At 56.4% G+C, this 19,342-nt stretch carries 5 protein-coding genes and 1 riboswitch; of the genes, 4 read left to right on the top strand and 1 reads right to left on the bottom strand.

What is annotated here, in order from left to right; translation table 11 throughout:
• Positions 1–105 precede the first annotated feature (105 nt).
• Together M2371_RS17440 and lysC are read left to right on the top strand one after the other, a co-directional pair.
• Positions 106–1,911 (top strand): sodium:proton antiporter, encoded by a 1,806-nt coding sequence (locus M2371_RS17440; protein ID WP_259268308.1) that lies wholly within the window; start codon positions 106–108, stop codon positions 1,909–1,911.
• Between the two features lie 51 nt (positions 1,912–1,962).
• Positions 1,963–2,278: riboswitch (Lysine riboswitch) on the top strand.
• A gap of 234 nt (positions 2,279–2,512) precedes the next feature.
• Positions 2,513–3,868, top strand: coding sequence for a lysine-sensitive aspartokinase 3 (gene lysC / locus M2371_RS17435; RefSeq protein ID WP_172895775.1), 1,356 nt, complete (start codon positions 2,513–2,515; stop codon positions 3,866–3,868).
• Here lysC and yjdP read toward each other — a convergent pair whose 3' ends face one another.
• Entirely contained in the window at positions 3,869–4,213 is a 345-nt protein-coding gene (gene yjdP, locus M2371_RS17430) for a DDRRRQL repeat protein YjdP (RefSeq protein WP_259268307.1), read from the bottom strand.
• Between the two features lie 473 nt (positions 4,214–4,686).
• On the opposite strand from yjdP, the gene M2371_RS17425 reads away from it, so the two are divergent.
• Positions 4,687–17,409 carry an Ig-like domain-containing protein gene (locus M2371_RS17425; protein WP_259268306.1) on the top strand — a complete coding sequence of 4,241 codons (12,723 nt, stop codon included), beginning with the start codon at positions 4,687–4,689 and terminating at the stop codon, positions 17,407–17,409.
• Between the two features lie 25 nt (positions 17,410–17,434).
• Complete coding sequence (locus M2371_RS17420; RefSeq protein ID WP_259268305.1) at positions 17,435–19,342, top strand: TolC family protein; 1,908 nt, start codon at positions 17,435–17,437, stop codon at positions 19,340–19,342.

Here is a 19,342-nt window from a genome sequence, read left to right as displayed (position 1 = left end):
TTATGCGTAAGTGAAAAAATGCCAGGGCGCATCCGCGTCAGTTAAAGCGGCGTCTACACTGAGAAAAACAGTATGGCCTTGTACACCAGGTAAGGTAAAAATTTTATGGAACTGTCCGTACCTCTTTTATTGGTGATTATCACCATTAGCTCGCTGGCGGCGCAGTGGCTGGCGTGGGCGATCCGGCTTCCGGCTATCCTCCCTTTACTGCTGTTCGGGCTGATTCTTGGCCCGTTTACCCATGTGCTTAACCCCGACCTGCTTTTTGGCGAACTGCTGTTTCCTGTGGTTTCCCTCGCGGTCGCCATTATTTTGTTCGAAGGTGCGCTAACCCTGCGTTTTGATGAAATTCGCGGTTTAGGCGGTGTGGTGCGCAACCTGGTCAGCATCGGGATGCTGGCGACTTTTGCGGTGATTAGCCTCGCCTGTTGGTGGCTGTTGGATTTAGAACCGGCATTGGCCGCGCTGGTGGGTGCCGTGACGGTCGTGACCGGCCCGACGGTTATCGCTCCGCTGATGCGCGTGGTGCGCCCGAACGCGGCGATTAACCGGGTGCTGCGCTGGGAAGGGATTGTTATCGACCCGGTCGGCGCGATTTTTACGTTGCTGGTGTTCCAGTTCATCACGCTGCGCCAGGAAGCAGGCTCGCATCTGCAATTGCTGATGATCTTCGCTCAGACCGTGGTGGTGGGTTTAGCCTGCGGCGCGCTGTTTGGCTGGTTGCTTGGCACCGCGTTAAAACGCGTGTGGTTCCCGGCATATCTGCAAAATTTTGCCGTACTCGCAGTGGTGTTGCTGACGTTTGGCCTTTCAAACTCGCTGGCTGATGAGTCAGGATTATTGGCGGTGACGGTGCTGGGCATCTGGCTGGCGAACATGCGCGATGTGGATGTCAGCGATATCGTCGCGTTCAAAGAAGAGCTTTCGGCCATTCTGATCTCGGCGTTGTTTATTATTCTGGCCGCCCGCCTCGATATTCATGGCGTGTTGGCGATGGGCTGGCCGCTGGTCGTTTTGCTGCTGGTGATTCAGTTTGTCGCTCGCCCATTATGCATTGCGATTTCTACTCTCGGTTCGTCGTTAACCCTGCGCGAAAAGCTGTTGTTAAGCTGGATTTCTCCGCGCGGTATTGTCGCAGCAGCGGTGAGTTCGTTATTCGCCCTGACGCTGCAAAAAAGCGGTTACGAAGGCGCGGATAAACTGGTCAGCGTGGTGTTCGCCATCATTATTGGCACCGTGGTGCTACAAAGCCTGACCAGCGGCCCGCTGGCAAGGTGGCTCGGTGTGCAACAACGCAAACCAAAAGGGGTGCTGATTATTGGCGCAAATACGGTGGCGCGAACGCTGGCTCACGCATTGGTGAAACAAAACATTCCGGTAATCCTCACCGATAATAGTTGGGAATATTACCGCCTGGCCCGCATGGAAGGATTGCCCGCTTATTACGGAAATGCCTGGTCGGAGCATGCGGAAAACGTGCTCGATTTAAGCAACACCGCGCAAGTGCTCGCGCTCTCACCCAACCGCCACCAAAACGCGCTGGCGGTGTATCACTTCAGCCATATTTTCGGCACCGATAAGGTTTTTGCTATCCGTTCCGGTTCCGCGTTGAAAGGGCGAGGCAGTAACGAAAGCGCGCGTTTTCGTCGCCATGAGAAACTTTTTCCTGAGGATGTCACCTGGAGCAATTTAAGCAGCCAGCTTGCCAAAGGAGCGACCATTAAAGCGACCCGCCTGAATGAAAATTTTGGCTGGCTGGAATATCTGGAGAAAAATCGCGGCGTCGTGCCACTTTTTGCCCGTCTGGAAGAAGGAAAAACTATCGCAATAAACGGGCAAACCACCCCAACGCTGCCCTGCACTTTGATTGCATTGGTGCAGACCGATAAATCCCCGGCTTCCAGACGTTGACATCTGGCGCGTAACATTTTATTTGTATACGGCTACTTGCTCACTTGTGAGTAAGCCAGAAGAGGCGCGTCGCCCAGGTATCGTGTTTGAGGAGCCAATCCGCAGACGACACAGGAGGGGGAGCGACGCCGAGGTAGTGCATGTATGGCAGCATGTATTATCGGCCACGGGGGCTGAATCCCTTGGGCTGTCACCAGGAGCATATTGATGCTCCAAATTATTCCCCGAATTTATTGGCGTTGCAGCAAGGCGACAAGCTAATGAATCCCGATGAGCTTACTTGAGTAAGTGATTGGGTGAGTTAGCGCAGACAACGCCGCTGCGGCGTCAAGAAATCGGGGAAACAAGGTGGGGCGCTTCTGGGTGTATCGTAGTTCAGAACTTCTATTCTACGTCTGCCCCGTATCCCGCTCTTCCCTTGTGCCAAGGTTGATTAATTTTTTTTGCCATGGCCCCAAAATAATTCGAGTTGCAACGAGACGGCAAGTGAACGAGTCCCGATGAGCTTACATTAGTAAGTGATTCGGGTGAATGAACGTAGCCAACGATGTTGCAACTTGAAATATGAAGGGGATGGCCCCTGACACGAGGCTGTACCGTAATGTCCTACCCACAAACCGTTATTGCCAAATTTGGCGGCACAAGCGTTGCAGATTACGACGCGATGAACCGCAGCGCCGATGTGGTGCTGGCTGATGAAAACGTTCGCGTTGTCGTTCTTTCCGCATCGGCGGGTATCACCAATTTGCTGGTGGCGCTGGCAGGCGGACTGGAAGCTACAGAGCGTTTTGTTAAGCTCGATGCGATTCGCAAAATTCAATATGACATTGTCGAACGTTTAGCTAACCCGCAAATCATTCGTGAAGAAGTCGAGCGTCTGCTCGAGAACATCACCACTCTGGCTGAAGCGGCTTCGCTTGCGACCTCAACCGCATTGACGGATGAACTGGTTAGCCACGGCGAGCTGATGTCTACGCTGCTGTTTGTCGAGATCCTGCGCGAGCGCAAAGTTGACGCGCAATGGTTTGATATCCGTAAAATCATGCGCACTAACGACCGTTTTGGCCGCGCCGAGCCGGATGTCACCACCTTAGCGGACCTGGCGAGCCAACAGCTCCTGCCACGTCTGGCGCAATCTTTGGTGATTACTCAAGGCTTTATCGGTAGCGAAGCGAAAGGCCGCACCACCACGCTTGGTCGTGGCGGCAGCGACTATACCGCGGCATTGTTGGGCGAGGCGTTACATGCAAGCCGTGTCGATATCTGGACTGACGTTCCGGGCATTTACACCACCGATCCACGCATGGTGCCCGCAGCAAAACGCATCGACAAAATTGCGTTTGAAGAAGCGGCTGAAATGGCAACATTCGGTGCAAAAGTGCTGCACCCGGCCACGTTATTGCCTGCGGTTCGTTGCGGTATTCCGGTGTTTGTGGGGTCCAGTAAAGATCCAAAAGCCGGTGGCACGCTGGTGTGTAATGAAACTGAAAACCCGCCGCTGTTCCGCGCTCTGGCTGTTCGCCGCAAGCAAACGCTGGTGACGCTTCACAGCATGAGCATGCTCCACTCCCACGGTTTCCTTGCGGAAGTGTTCAACATTCTGGCGCACCACAATGTCTCCGTCGATTTGGTTACCACCTCTGAAGTCAGCGTCGCGTTGACGCTGGACACCACGGGTTCCACATCCACCTCAGACAGCCTGCTGACGACGTCTTTGCTGACCGAGCTTTCTTCATTGTGCCGCGTTGAAGTGGAAGAAAACCTCGCGCTGGTTGCTATCATCGGCAACCAACTGTCGAAAGCCTGCGGCGTGGGCAAAGAGGTGTTTGGCGTGCTTGAACCGTTCAATATCCGCATGATTTGCTACGGCGCATCCAGCTATAACCTGTGCTTCCTGGTGCCGGGCGACGACGCAGAAAAAGTCGTGCAGAAGTTGCACCACAATTTGTTCGAGTAATTAACGATAGTTATCGTCTAAGCGCCGCTCATCTTCCTCAAGCTGGCGGCGCTGTTCGTCTAACTGACGCTGCTGGTCATCGAGCTGGCGGCGTCGGTCTTCAAGCTGACGGCGGCGATCCTCATACTGCCGACGCCCATCTTCGCTACGCTGCCTGTCCTGCTCTTCCCAACGGCTATCATCCCGCTCATCGTCACGGTTATCGTTTGGCTTATAAGCGTCGTTTATTGCCTGCGAAATAGAACCGACAATCGAGTTGTCAAACAGGCCATCCAGCGCATCGGCGTGGGCGACAGAAGTCATGGCCAGGGTGCCGAGCAGCAGGAAATTGGAGTAGCGATTCATAAGCCTGTCTCACGAAATGGGTTCGCTAAACGATAAGAAAATGGCCTGAAAGCCAATAGCGGAGAAATCCCAATTGTTGACGGGCATTTTGGCGCGAATCTTTGTGTAGGATGACGCTGCGCTTATCCGACCTACGCTTTGATTTTGTAAGGTGGATAAGCGATAGCGTCATCCACCTTATTTTCACACTTTATTAACATTATTTCGTAACTCATTATTTCTCAAACAATAGCCTTAATTAGAAATACAAAAGTATTGCTTATTATTTAGGCTGGACACCACTGCGTTGTTATTCCCTGAATACCCACAAAATGTGTTAAATCATCGAATAACGATTCTCCCGAACCCGACAATTTCTCTCTAATACATTCGTAAATGTTATGTAATAAGGCGACCTAATACATTCATATTATGTAAACACGTTGTATCATTATCTTAATGCTACCGATGCGCTAACAGAGTGATGTACCGCTATGTCGACACAAAGAAGAGACAACCCCGCCCGCCCCCGCCATCACCGTTTCGCTCTGGAGCCACGACAATTGTTTGATGGCGCAGCCGTCGCTGAAGCCGCAAGCCATACGGATAACCCGTTAGACGCGCAGCATCACAGTAACGCGCCGGACGCCTCGAAAGCGGTGACTGTGCCGCAATCAACCGCCCCTGCTCCGGCGTCAATTACCGCGCCAGCGCCTGCACCTGCTGACGCACCAGCCTCTGCCCCGCACGAGGTGTATGTTGTCGACAGCCACGTGCAGAACTGGCAGTCACTGGTAGGCCAGTTGCCAGAAGGCAGCCGCGTGCTGGTGCTGGACTCAAAGCAGTCCGGGCTTGAGCAGATTAATGACGCCTTAAAAAACGATAAAAATATCAGCGCGATTCATATCATCAGCCACGGCGCGAGCGATGAAATCACTCTCGGTAGCGACAAACTTAACGATAAAACGATTGCGCAGTATCAGCAGCAGTTAGAAAAGCTGGGCGAAAAGCTCACGAGTGATGGCGATATTTTGCTTTATGGCTGCAATGTCACCGCGCAAGATACCGTGTTAATTACGCGCATGGCGGATTACACCCATGCGGATGTGGCGGCGTCGAATGACGAAACCGGCAGTGCGGCAAAAGCCGCAGACTGGACGCTTGAGTCCAGCACCGGCGTCATTGAAACGCGCTCGTTATCCCTGGCTTATGACAGTGTTTTACAAGCGCCGGAAATCACCACTCGCGTACCGGATATGGTGGTTTCCGAGCCAGGCGCACTGCGCCCAGGGGCTGAAACCGGGAGCTTCAGTGGCTTGACGCTTAACGTCAGCGATGAAAACGTCGCGATTAGCGTGAGCTTAACGAATGCTGCCGCAGGGGATTTGGTTAACGGAGCAACTTCCGGGAAAACCCTGGAGTTCGTCGGGAGCGTGGCGGATGCACAGGCCTGGCTTAACTCGCTGAAATTCACCGCCAGTGATACCGAACTGGGGCATCAGTCGGCCTCAACCGATGTGCAGTTTTACATCCTTAGCCTTTCTGGTAACGACAGCCTGGTCACGCACATTTCGATTACGCCAGCCAACGATCCCGTTACGGTCGCCGACAGCACGCTCATCGTGCCGGAAAGAAACGGTTCGGGCACCGTGATTACTGAAGCGACGCTCGCCGCGCTCGATCCTGAATTACAGATTGGCGCACAAAGCGCATCGCAAATTGTCTACAGCCTGACGGCGATACCGCAATACGGTTATCTGACGCTCAACGGCACGCGCCTGGGCGTGGGGTCGGTGTTTACTCAGCAAGATGTGCGCAACGGTACGCTGAAATATGTCCACACCGCGACGGGGGACACACAAAACACCGCCGACGGGTTTTCCGCCAAAGTGAACGATGGTGCCACGCCCATCGGCCAGTCGGATACGGTAAACATCACACTTGAGATAGCACCTGAAAACCAGCCGCCCACCATTAGCGGCGGTGGCATTGTGTATGAAGGCCAGCCGCAAAACGCGGCCAACACGGGGAATGTCGGGCAGTACATCGTGGCCGAAAGTGGTGGCGATACGCAGGACACTCACCTCACGTTGACCATTACGTCATTGCCATCTGCCGGTACGCTTTATTTCAAAGGCATTCCGGTGCAGGTCGGCCAGCAAATTGATTATGCCGAAAGAAACCTGCTGACCTACGCCAACAACGGCCAGGATGGGATCGCACAGGATACCTTTGGCGTGCGCGTCACCGATCTGGGCGGCGGCACCGACACGCCTGCCAGCAGCGATGCCATCATCAAGCTGGATATTCAACAGGTGGATGACGACCCGTTCCTTGATACCGACTCCAGCCTGCATGCCGATGTGGTGCCAGGCCCGGCTGACGTGGTGCTTACGCCCGAAATGCTCACCAGTCTGGATACCGACTCCCCGGCCGAACGTGTCAGTTTTGTTGTGGATACCGCCGGGCTGACGCACGGTTATTTGACGCTCAACGGATTGCTGTTAAAGACCGGCGACACCTTCACCATGGAAGACGTGATTGGCGGGAAAGTCGCGTATGCGCAGTATCTGAATGCGCAACCGGGCGGCATCGACGTGTTTAACTTCCGCGTGATTGACCACTCCACCGCGCTGCGCTGGAACCCGGACGGCACCACATTTACCCGCCAGGGCGGGATTTGGGACGGCGAGGCGGCAAGCAGCCAATTAACCCATTTCCAGTTCACCATTGGCCTGGTGCGCCTGGCAAACAACCCGACGCCGGATAACGTCCCGCCGTGGAATATTCCCGACAGCACGAACAGCTCAGATTATATCGGCACCGATCCCGATAACCCAACGCAACCGCCGCACGGCGCCATTAACGAAGGCGGCTCGCTGGCGCTGTCTGGCACCGGAAACATCTCCGACGCCACGCCGGGCATGAGCTATGTGGTGCAAGGGATTAGCCCGGATCAAATTGTGTACACCTATCTCGGGACCGATGCGGGCCAAAGCGGCCTGACCATCATGAAAAGTGATGGCAACGGCGGCATGGTCGCGGTTAACGCGTTTGGGTCTTTCACTCAGGCAGAACTGGATGCAGGCCTGGTGCGCATCGTTCATGACGGCGGCGAAAACTTCGAGTTTAATGCGCGTTTCTCCGTTTCCGCAGGGCAAGTCACGCTCGACGCCAATGGCAACCCGGTGGCAGTGACCTGGAACCCAGAGCTTAAAATTTTCGTCACTCCGGTTAACGATGCGCCCGTGATTACAGGCTCCTCCAACACGGTTCTGGCAGAAGGCGAAACGGTGTATATCACCACCTCGCAGCTGAATTTAAGCGACCCGGATGACGCCAATAGCGGCTCGCCGTGGGAAAACATCGCCAATATTAATGGCAGTAATAACTACGCACTCAATAACGAAGTTGTCGGAGCTAACGCCCTAAAAATTGTCTTCCAGTCGCTGCCAACCGGTGGCGTATTGCAGTATTTCAATGGCACCAGTTGGGTCACGATCACCAGCGCCGATATCGGTACGCTAAAACTCGATGCCAGCCTGTTGAAAAACGATAACAGCAGCGGGCTGCGGTTTGTCAGTAATGGCTCTGAAGTCCGCAGCACCAGCTTTATTGTCTCGGCGGTGGATCGCTGGGGTACTGCGTCTGCGACCAACGCGACGGTGGGGATTATCATCACCAACGTTAACGATGGCCCGATGATCCCGGCAACGCCTGACAGCCCGGATATCACCGTGCCGCCGGACTCGCCCAATAACATCGGCGGTCAGCCCGCCAACAACCCGGCTACGGTGGTGGAAGGCGGTTACGTCCAGCTCGACAGCTCCCAGCTTCAGGCCTACGACCCGGACAGCTCGCCCGAGCAGGTGCAATATACGGTTTCCACCGTCCCGGCTCACGGACGCCTGGCGTACTCCACCGACGGCGTGAATTTTAGCTTCCTCGGCAATGGCTCCACCTTTACCCAGGCGGACATCAACAATGGCCGTATTTATTACCTGAACAACGGCGACGAGGCAGCAGGCAGCGGTCTGAATGCCGATGGTTTTAACTTCACGCTTTCCGATGGTGACAAAGAGCAATCGGGGAATCACTTCACGATTAATGTCACGCCGACCAACGATAAACCAACCGTGACCGCACCTTCCGGCCCGATTGATATCGGCGGCAGTTCACACGCCGTCAACGGTTTTACCGTGGCCGACCCGGATATCACAAGCGAGACAAGCGCCACCAATATCCTCGAAACCACCGTGCGCTTACTGCACAGCAATGGCACCGCATTTAGCCAGGCCGAATACAACAACATCGTGCTGACGGCTGCGGCAAACACCGGAGCGACCGTCACAGGCGGTATCAATGGCTATTTAGTGATCACCGGAACCGTCGCCCAGATTAACGCGGCGCTGGCGGGTTTGACCGTCACCTTCCCTGATGACCGCAACGCGCAATACCTGGTGCAGGTCATCACCGATGACCGCCTGCGTGACGGCAACGGTAATTTAGACGGGGCGGCTAACGGCGGCCCGGTAAACCAGCCTGCGACTCCGGCATTCGGCACCCCGCCCGGCGCGGTTGATGGCACCCCTTACAACTGGTATCTGGACGGCGTTCCCGCCAGTAACGGCAACATCTCTGCTAATCAGGTGGTGATTAACGCCTCCGAAACCAATGACCCCGGCACCCTGGTGGTCGGTAACACCGACAAAACCACCTTCGAAGATCAGCCGACGATTATCGGTGGCGATATCACTATCGCGGATGACGAGTCAGCGGCTTTCGGCAAAAACGTGACCGTAACGCTGACCGTCGCCCAGGGCCAACTGGGGATTGCAGGCGCAGATGACAACAGCGGTTTTATTATCGATGGCGTCACGATTACGGGCGATAACAGCGGGCAACTCGTGCTAACCGGCACCGCCAGCGCCATTCAGGCGTTGCTCAATGACTCGACCCGTGGCCTGACTTACCTCAGCGATAAAGATGCCAACCACGATCAAAACGCGGCGGCGGCGGGCGATGTGACGCTCAATATTCATCTGGATACCTCGGCGTCTAGCGTCGGGAACACCACCAGCGCAATACCAGCAGATGTGCAAGTCGCCATTGCCATTACGCCGGTTAACGATGCGCCAACCGTGACCGCGCCAACAGACACGATTCTGCTTGATAACAACGCGCCCGGTGGCAACAGCGTCGGCGGGTTTGTGATAAGCGACCCGGATGTTTCGGATGCGGGCGGCATTGCGACAGGCGAACAAAATATCGTGCAAGTGACGGTGCGCATCACCGATCAAAACGGTAATCCGTTCGATGTTTTACAGTATCGTGACCAGCAAAACTCGGCGGTGACTATCTCCTCGCTGAACACCACATCGGGCGTGACGGTGCAATCCGCCAGCCCGGATGGCGTCAATCCGCCAGCGAATGGCGTCAATGCGCCTTTGGTGATCACCGGCACCATCGACCAAATCAACGCTTATCTCGCGCAATTGCAGGTAAGAATGAACGGCATCCAGGTTGATGATGCTGACCAGTATTTCCGCGTTGAAGTGATTGTTGATGACCGCATGCGCGATGCAAACGGCAGACTGACGACCGGTGCCAACGGTGGGAATAATGCCAATCCTACGGGCGATGGGACATCACCCGTTCCGACCACTGAAGTCAGCCCTTACGCTAAAGTCCCAACCGGGCTTGAGCTAAACGTCGCAACCACCTATCGCACTGTTTTCCAGAGCAGTATCAACGACCCGGCGCATATCGATCTGGGCGGTAGTCCGGTGCTCAACACCAATGAAAACAGTGCCACGGTCACGCTGCCGCCGATCACCCTCAGCGATGTGGATGCGGGCAGCCAGACCATGAAGGTCACGGTTAAGCTGCCGAACGGATTTACCTTTGTCGCACCAACCGGCAGCGGCGGCACCGTCACCGGAGCAGGCACCGACACGCTGACGCTTACCGGCTCATATGCGCAAATTAATACTTACCTCGCGGGGCTAAAGGTCTCGCTGCCTGACGTACCTGGAAGTGCCACGGCGTCGGACTGGAACGGCAATTTTGGCGTGACGGTAGCGGTCAACGATGGCGGCAACTCCGGTTCGCGTCCGGGGACACTGCCTAATCTGACCGATCCTAATTCCGACCCAGGCCAGGTCGAATACGAAGATGGCCCTGGCGGCACCTCGTCGGCATTGATCACAACGCGCACCTTTACCTTTACGGTCAATCCGGTGAATGACGCGCCCGTGGTCGTCGGCACGCCGACGGTGGCAATCCCGACGCTCGAAGAGGACACGCTCGGGAGTTCGGTGAATGGTCAAAGCGTTAACAGCCTGTTTAGCGGATTCTTCAACGACCAGCACGACACCGTGGATAACAGCACCAATGGCGGCGCGGGCGGCTCGCGGGCGGATAACTTCTACGGCGTGGCTATCACGCAATTAACCACCAACGCCGCTCAGGGCGAATGGCAATATTCCCTCGATGGCGTGAACTGGCTTGCCGTGGGCAACCGCAGCGACAGTAACGCGTTAATCCTTACGGCCAGCTCCTCACTGCGCTTTGTGCCTGCGCCAAACTATTTTGGCAACCCGGCGACATTAGGCGTCCGGCTGGTGGAAACTAACGTCAACAGCGATATTTCTTCCACGCCGACGGTCCTGCCCAATGGCAGCGTCACCAATATCAGCACCATGGGCGGGCATGGCGGCACCTCGATCTACAGTGAAACCGTCATCACCCTCAGCACCGTCGTCACCAACATTAACGACCGCCCAACGCTGGGTGATAAAACGCTGACTATCGCCGAAGACACCAACGGCACGCAGACGGTCGGGCAACTGTTCCAGTCGGTTTATGGTGATGCCACCGATAACCAGACCGCGATTGCAGGCGGCGGAAACGCCAGCGGCGCATTGAGTTACGTGGCGATTTACGCCAATGACACCGATGTCAGCAAAGGCGAATGGCAATATTTTGATGGCACCACCTGGCAGGCGATCCCGTCCGATCTGGGCGAGAACCGCGCCTTTGTGCTCGCCAGCACCACGCAGATGCGCTTTGTGCCGACCGCCGATTACAACGGTTCAGTCAGCGGCGGCCTGCATTTACGCGCCTCCGACACCACCGACACCACGGCGAGCGGTATTTTTGGCGGTCGGGTGAATTTCTTCGATTTTGCCATCGCGGGCGACCAGACTTCTCACTGGTCAAATACCGCCACGCTGGGCGTGAATATTACGGCAGTGGCCGATGCGAACAACGACAGCTTCACCACTCACGCCAATGTGCCGCTGATCAAAAATGCCAGCGATCTGCTGGCTAATGACACGTTTGCCAACGGGGATAAAACCGTCAATGCCGTGACGCAACCGACGAACGGCACGCTGACTTACGTCGGCGGCGTGCTGACGTATACGCCAAACCAGGGCTTTGTCGGCACCGATTCTTACACCTACACCGTCACCAGCGGCGGCGTAACGGAACAGGCAACGGTGACAATTAATGTCACCAACCAGGCGCCGATTGTTGCCAACGAAAACCAGACGCTCAACGAAGATACGTCAGCCTCGGGCAACGTGTTAACCAACGACCGCGACCCGGATGGCGCAGTCGATACCCTCACGGTGAAAACCTTCACCGTTGAAGGGCAAACTTACAGCGCGGGCACCACCGTGACGCTGGAAGACAGCCACGGAACTCTGACCGTGAATGCCAATGGGACGTATAACTACACCCCAGGCGGCGACTGGCACGGCGATATTCTGGTGAGCTATGTCGTGACCGACGGCAACATGAACGGCGACAAAACCGCGACGTTAGGGCTGCACATTGCCGCCGTAGACGATGCGGTCGATAACATCGAAAAAGAGCATACCGGAACCGTCATTACGACCGATGTGCTGGCGAACGATAGATTTGTAAACCCGGATCGGGCCGTCACCGATTTCAGTCAGGGTACGCACGGCACCGTGACTCGCGGCCCCGGTAACACGCTGATTTACACCCCGACGCCGGGCTATGTCGGCCAGGATAAATATACCTATACGGTCACCAGCGGCGGCGTTACCGAAACCGCCACGGTGTTTATTCTGCTGACCAACACACCGCCAACGCCAACCGCTCAGGTGGCTTCAACGCCGGAAGATACGGCGCTGAATGGCGACGTGCTGCATACCATTGTTGACCCCGATAACGACCCGTTGCACGTGACCGATTTCCAGATTGCGGGAATCACAGGAACATTCCAGGCGGGCGATAGCGTCGTTATTGCCGATAAAGGCACCTTTATCCTGCGCGCCAATGGCACTTACACCTTTGTGCCGATTGCCGACTGGAACGGCAAAGTGCCGACCATCACGTTTAACGTGTCGGATAATACCTTCGACCCGCCGACCCAAAGCACGCTGGATATCACCGTCACGCAGGTTCAAGACTCCGTGAACGACTCGGTATCCACACATGCCGGGACACCTGTCACCATCGACGCGCTAAACAACGACCGTTTCAGTAATGCCGATGCCACCATCACTGGCACCAGCGTGCCTGCGCATGGTTCGGTGAGTATTGTGAATAACCAACTGGTTTACACGCCGAATGCGGGTTATGTCGGCGAAGATTCCTTCACCTACACCGTCACCAGCGGTGGCGTCACCGAAATCGCGACGGTCACGGTCACGATGACCAACGCCGCGCCGACGGTGCCGAATGTGTATATCACCACCACGGAAGACCGCCCGATTCTCGACACCCTGCTTGGCGGTGCGACGGATGGCGACAACGATAATCTGAGCATTGTTAAATTCACGATTAACGGCACCGATTACGCCGCGGGACTGACCCCGGTTGATATCCCCGGCATGGGCCGAATCACCATCACCCAGGAAGGGCTGTATTTATTTACCCCGCTCGCTGACTGGAATGGGATCGTGCCGCCAATAAATTACACCGTGAGTGACGGCAACCAGGGCGGCGAAGTCAGCAGCACGCTGGTGATTACCGTGACGCCCGTGGTGGATATTCAGGCAGACCAGGCCAGCACGCACTCTGATGACGCCGTCATTATTAACGTGTTAGCCAATGACACCTTCACCAACGCCGACCGCCAGGTCTCGGTTTCCGGGATCAGTGCCCAGGGCGGCAGGCTGGAAGTGCTGGCGAATAACACGGTGCGTTATTCGCCCCCTGCGGGCTACGCGGGGCGCGATAGCTTCACCTACACCGTCACCAGCGGCGGCATTACTGAAACCACAATTGTCTCGATTCTGGTCACTAACGCTTCGCCACTGACCGGCGACATGCAGTTGACGATGAACGAAGATGGCACGTCGCTAAGCGGTGAGCTGAATGTGACCGACCCGGACAACGACGTCCTGCGTGTGACCTCTTTCGAGGTGGATGGCATGGCGGGCAGCTTCCCGGTGCTAAATCTGGGCAGCCCAACCGTTGCAGTGATCCCAGGCGTTGGGACGTTTACGCTAAGTTACGACAGGCAGTACACCTTCACGCCGGTCGCCGACTGGAATGGCATCGTGCCGCAAATTAGCTACACCGTGACCGATGACAACGGCGGCGCGCTGGTGGTCGGTAAAATCGACATTGCGGTAAATCCGGTGACGGACATCGCCGATGACAACGTGACGATACACGCCGGAACCAGCACGACGACGGACGTGTTTGCCAACGACACGTTCGTCAACCCAGACAAAGCCATCACCGCCTTAGGCACCGCCAAATTTGGCACCGTGAGCTTAAGCCCTGACGGCAAAAGTATTGTCTATACGCCAGCGCCAGCATTTGTCGGCAACGACAGTTACACCTACTCCGTCACCAGCGGCGGCATTACCGAAACCGCCACGGTGTACATCACCGTCATCAACGCCCCTCCGGTGGCGCAGCCTGATGTCAAAGCGGGTGACGAAGACACGACCATCACCGGGAACGTTTTAACTAACGATACCGACGCCGATAATAGCCCCGCCGTTCAGGACAGGCTGACCGTCACAGGCTTCACCCTGGCTGGCGATTCGCTTTCTCGCGTGGTCGGCAACCCGGTATTTATCTCCGGGCAAGGGCAATTCACCCTCAACGCGGATGGCACCTACACGTTCGTCCCGGTCAAGGACTGGAACGGCACGCTGCCGGTGATTACCTACCAGATTAGCGACGGGCGAAACGGCGGCACCAGCAGCAGCACCCTGACGCTGACCGTCACGCAAGCGCAGGACATCGCCCGCGACAGCGCCACCACACACGCCGGAACGCCTGTCGAAATTGACGTCCTGGCCAACGACACCTTTGAAAATAGCGACCATCAGATAACCGCCACCACCAACGGCCTGCACGGCACCACCACGATTGTTGACGGGAAAGTGGTTTACACCCCGGTCGCGGGTTTTGTGGGAACCGATATCTTTGGCTACACAGTGACCAGCGGCGGCGTGCGTGAAGTGACGTTTGTCACCGTCACTATCACTAATACACCGTCCGTAGCGGTTGATGACCCTGCTTCATCGCCGGAAGACGAGGTCGCCAGCGGTAATGTGCTGACCAACGATAGCGATGCTGATAACGACAAACTGACCCTCACCGGTTTTACCGTGGATGGCACGACGGTTTATTCGGCAGGCGGCGCGCTCAACATTCCCAATATGGGCGTGTTAGTCATGCAGGCGGACGGCAACTGGACGTTCACCCCGGTCGCCGACTGGAATGGCACTTTGCCGGAAGTGACGTATTTCGTCAGCGACGGCAATAATGGCGGCGAATCCGAAGCCAAACTGCGTGTCATCATCACGTCAGTAAAAGATGCGTTTGACGATAACGTCACGGTACACGGCAACACTTCCGTGACCACCGATGTCTTCGCCAACGACACTTTCGCCAACGGCGATAAAATTATTCAGAGCGTGACCCAGGGCAGCCACGGCACGGTGAGCATCGTCAACGGCAAAATCACCTACACGCCGAACGTGGGGTATGTCGGCCCCGACACCTATACCTACACCGTACTGAGCGGCGGAATTATCGAAAGGGCGACGGTTAATGTCACGGTGGAAAACACCCTGCCCGTGACGCGCCCGGATCTCAACATTACGCCGGAAGATAATGTCGTCAGCGGCAACGTGCTGAATAACGACACCGATCCCGACGGCGACCCGCTCACCGTCACGCAATTTAGCGTCGGCGGGCAAACTGCGCCTGCGGGATATCAGGTGATTATCGTGGGCGTGGGGGAATTCACCTTACGCAGCGACGGCAGTTACACGCTAACCCCCATTGCCGACTGGAACGGCGTGGTGCCCACCGTCACTTACACCGTTAACGACGCGCTGATTGGCGGCACCGCAACCGGCACGCTGAATATCATTATTTCGCCGGTGGCCGATATTAATGCCGACGACGCCACCATCCACGCCGGGAACCCGGTGACGACGGATGTCCTCGCCAATGATAACTTCGAGAACCCGAACGCCATCATCACCGCCGTGACTAACGGCGCAAATGGCACCGCCGTCTTGCAGCCAGACGGGCAGATAACCTATACGCCTCGCGCGGGGTTTGTCGGCACCGATACCTACACCTACACCGTGACCAGCGGCGGCGTCACTGAAACCACCACCGTCACCGTTCATGTGATTAACAGCGCGCCCGTCGTCAGCCCGGAAGGGGTCATTACCCCACAAGGAGATGCGGTTTCAGGCAACCTGTTAACCAACGATTCAGACCCGGACGGCGACCCGATTCATCTGTCCAGCTTCCAGGTTGGTGGCCAACGTTACGCCGCGGGCGAAACCGCTGTGCTGGCGGGCATTGGCAGCCTGACGGTGCTGCGCGACGGCAGTTACACCTTTACGCCAGTGAGCAGCAAATTCGGCTTCGTTCCGCCCGTGACCTACACCGTCAGCGATGGCAACGAAGGCGGCGAAACCAACGGTACATTGCGCATTCTGGTCGCCCCGTCGGTGGAAATTCAGGTGCGCGAAGATGGCCTGACGCCGCTTGACCCAGGCGCTCAGGAAGTCAGCGGCACTCTGGATGTGCTGTCGCTGGATAAACTGCGCACCCTCACCTTCCAGGGGCGGGTGATCACCGCCGAGCAGCTTTTGCAGCTCAATCCGCTGTCGCCAATCACTATCGAAACCGTGACTGGCACCATCACGCTGCTGGCGTATTACAGCCCGGCCGACGGCGAAGGCCGCATTGATTACCGCTTCACCCTGCGCGGAGCGGTGTCTCAGCCTGGGTTTGTCAGCACGTACAACGATTACGCCGTGCAGGTGAACGGAGCCACCATCGGCCAGTTACGCATTACGGTGTTTAACGATTCGCCAACCGCCACCGATGACAACGCCGAAATCTTGCAGGACCAGGGCCAGGAATCTGCCAGCGGCAACCTGTTTAACGATGACCGCATCGGCGCTGACGGTGCGGCAAACAACGGGCCAGTCACCGGGGTGAGTTCCGAAAATACCGGCAGCGCGGGCATCATTGGCGGCAATACGTCCGGGCAATACGGTACGCTGACACTCGACAGCCAGGGCAACTGGCGTTACCAGGTGAACAGCAGCGACCCGCGTGTGGCAGCCCTTGAAGCCAATGCGTCGTTGAGCGAAGTGTTCGTTTATACCATCACCGACAGCGACGGGAACACAAGCGAAGCGCGTCTGACCATTTTGATTCATGGCATCACCGCCATGCCAAACACCGACAACCGGGACGGCGACCAGATTTTCGGTCGCGAAGAAGAGGAACGGCTGTCGCCTTATAGCCAGAGCTACGAGCCGGGCTTGTTTATTCTGCCGTTGGTCTATGATTTACAAAGTGATTCCGTAGGTCTGCAAACTCACCTTAACAGCCGGTTTGCCGCCTACGGTTATGGCATCGAACATGCCAATGCGCCAGTCATGCAACAAGCGGTGCTGTTCTCGCGTTGGTACAGCGACACGCGCGAACAACGCACTTTGCCAGGCCTTGAAAGCAACGGTCTGGGGCAAAACTCGCTGGGGAACTCATTTGGCCCATTCGCGGTAGGGCAGCCTGAAAAAGCCGTTGAAGCACCCCTTGAAGAAACCGTTGAACAAACAGTTGAACAACCTCCGGTTATCGCACTGGGGGCACAACCGCTCACGGCTCAGCTCGCGGCTTTAGAGAAACACAATTTGGCATCTGGAAAACACATTGCGGTCCCGACAATGACTCGCCGGTAAAGGCTTTAAGATGGAAATAACAACGATGAACGCATACGTGATAGCTGAAGAAAAAAAACGTGGCGTGCCGTTAGTCAAACCTGTTGCCGGGTTGATTGCGGTGCTGATTTTGGCAGGCTGTGGCACCATTAAACCGGAACCGCTCTCTCAGGATGAAATCACCGCGCGAGTGAATCGTGACCGGGCAGAAATGTATCGTGGGCAGGAAGCACTCAGCGGCCCAATGACGTTGTCCGACGCCATGGCGCGCGCGTTGAAATACAACCTCGACTACCGCCTGAAAATGATGGAAACCGCGCTGTCGCGCAGTTTGCTGGATGTTTCGCAACAAGACATGCTGCCAAAACTGATGGCAGATGCGGGCTATCGCTGGCGTAATAACGACTCCGGCGGCACCAGCGTCGGCATTGATGACGGGCTGGTCAGCTTGCGTCCGTCCACATCTGAAGAGCGCGAACATTATCTTTCCAGCGCCACCTTCTCCTGGGATCTGCTCGATTTCGGGATGAGCTACTTCCGCGCCAAACAGCAGGCCGATGAAGTCAACATTGCCGAAGAACGCCGCCGTAAAGTGCTGCAAAACATCGTCCAGGAAGTGCGTGATGCCTACTGGCGTGCGCTGGGCGCGCAGCGTTTACTCGACGAAACCCAACCGCTGGCCGAGCAAATTGCCCAGGCGCTGGATAAAACGCGTGAAGCCGAACAGGCCGGGATCCTGCCGCCAATCGAAGGGCTGGAATATCAACGCGCCCTGCTGGATGCCATGACTTTGCTGAACCAGAAGCGCCAGCAAATGGAGCTGGCGAAAAGCGAGCTGACCGCGCTGATCAACTTGCCTCCAGGCACGCCGCTGGTGTTGCAAGACACGCCAACGCCGCTGGCTCCGGCCCCGACAAATATTGATAAGCTTGAGCAAATGGCGCTCGAACGCCGCCCTGAGCTGCGCGAAGAAGATTACAAAACGCGTATCGACAGTTACGAAACCAAGCGCCAGATTGCCTCGTTATTCCCCAGCCTGAACTTGTTCGCCGGGCTGAATTACGACTCCAACGATTATCTCTACAACAATGACTGGATTGAAGGCGGCGTGGGTGTCTCGATGAACCTGTTTAAACTGCTGAGTATTCCGGCCATCAGTAACGCCAGCGATGCCCGCGCTCAAACCGACGACGCTCGCCGCATGGCGCTGAGTATGGCGGTTCTGACCCAGGTGCGTGTAGCCACCGAGCGCTACAAACTTGCCTCGTATGACTTCCAGATTGCCGAGCAATCCGCACAAGTCGATCAACGCCTGGCGAGTATTTCCCGCGCCGGATCTGACAACTCACTGACCAGTGACCTCGAAACATTGCGTACTCAGGCACGTTCGATTGTGTCGCGCTTCCAGGAAGCCTCATCGTATGCCGAAGCCCAGGCCGCTTACGGGCGCGTACTGAACTCCGTGGGGATTGATTTACTGCCGGATCAGGTCACAAAAACCGACGTTGCCAGCTTATCGCGACAAATTGCCACCAGTTTGCGCCAGCAAGAAAGCAGCGTGTTTGCCCGTACCGCGGGCGTCAGCGTGGAAAAACACCCGATTGCAATTCAGATTACGCGCGTGCCGTCCGGCGTGTCGCGTGGTGCTGTCGAACAGTCGGTTGGCCGTGTGATTGAAGCTAATCACCTGTCGCTGGAACCGTCGCCAAATAGCCTAAATCTGCAAATGAGCTTTAGCACCGGAGCCAGCAGTGGCACGCGTAAAGGCGTGTGGACGATGCGCGTGAAAGATGCGAGCGGAGCCGAAGTGCTGACGCGCCAGTACACCAGTTACCTGCCAAACGAAACCAGCACACGATCCATTACCGCCCTGGCAGAAGCCGCGACGTTATCCATTACCAGTGATTTGCAGAGGCTCGCAGGAGCGCCCCCTGTTCTGACCGCGACGCCATGA

Origin of the sequence: Buttiauxella sp. BIGb0471, from assembly GCF_024807715.1 — a bacterium.
GTDB classification, from domain to species: domain Bacteria; phylum Pseudomonadota; class Gammaproteobacteria; order Enterobacterales; family Enterobacteriaceae; genus Buttiauxella; species Buttiauxella agrestis.
This window is presented reverse-complemented; position numbering and strand designations above follow the sequence as displayed.

Excerpts from the sequence above, each read along its gene's own strand:
- M2371_RS17440 (WP_259268308.1), top strand. The coding sequence starts at position 106 with ATGGAACTGTCCGTACCTCTTTTATTGGTGATTATCACCATTAGCTCG.
- M2371_RS17425 (WP_259268306.1), top strand. The coding sequence starts at position 4,687 with ATGTCGACACAAAGAAGAGACAACCCCGCCCGCCCCCGCCATCACCGT.
- lysC (WP_172895775.1), top strand. The coding sequence starts at position 2,513 with ATGTCCTACCCACAAACCGTTATTGCCAAATTTGGCGGCACAAGCGTT.
- yjdP (WP_259268307.1), bottom strand. The coding sequence starts at position 4,213 with ATGAATCGCTACTCCAATTTCCTGCTGCTCGGCACCCTGGCCATGACT.
- M2371_RS17420 (WP_259268305.1), top strand. The coding sequence starts at position 17,435 with ATGAACGCATACGTGATAGCTGAAGAAAAAAAACGTGGCGTGCCGTTA.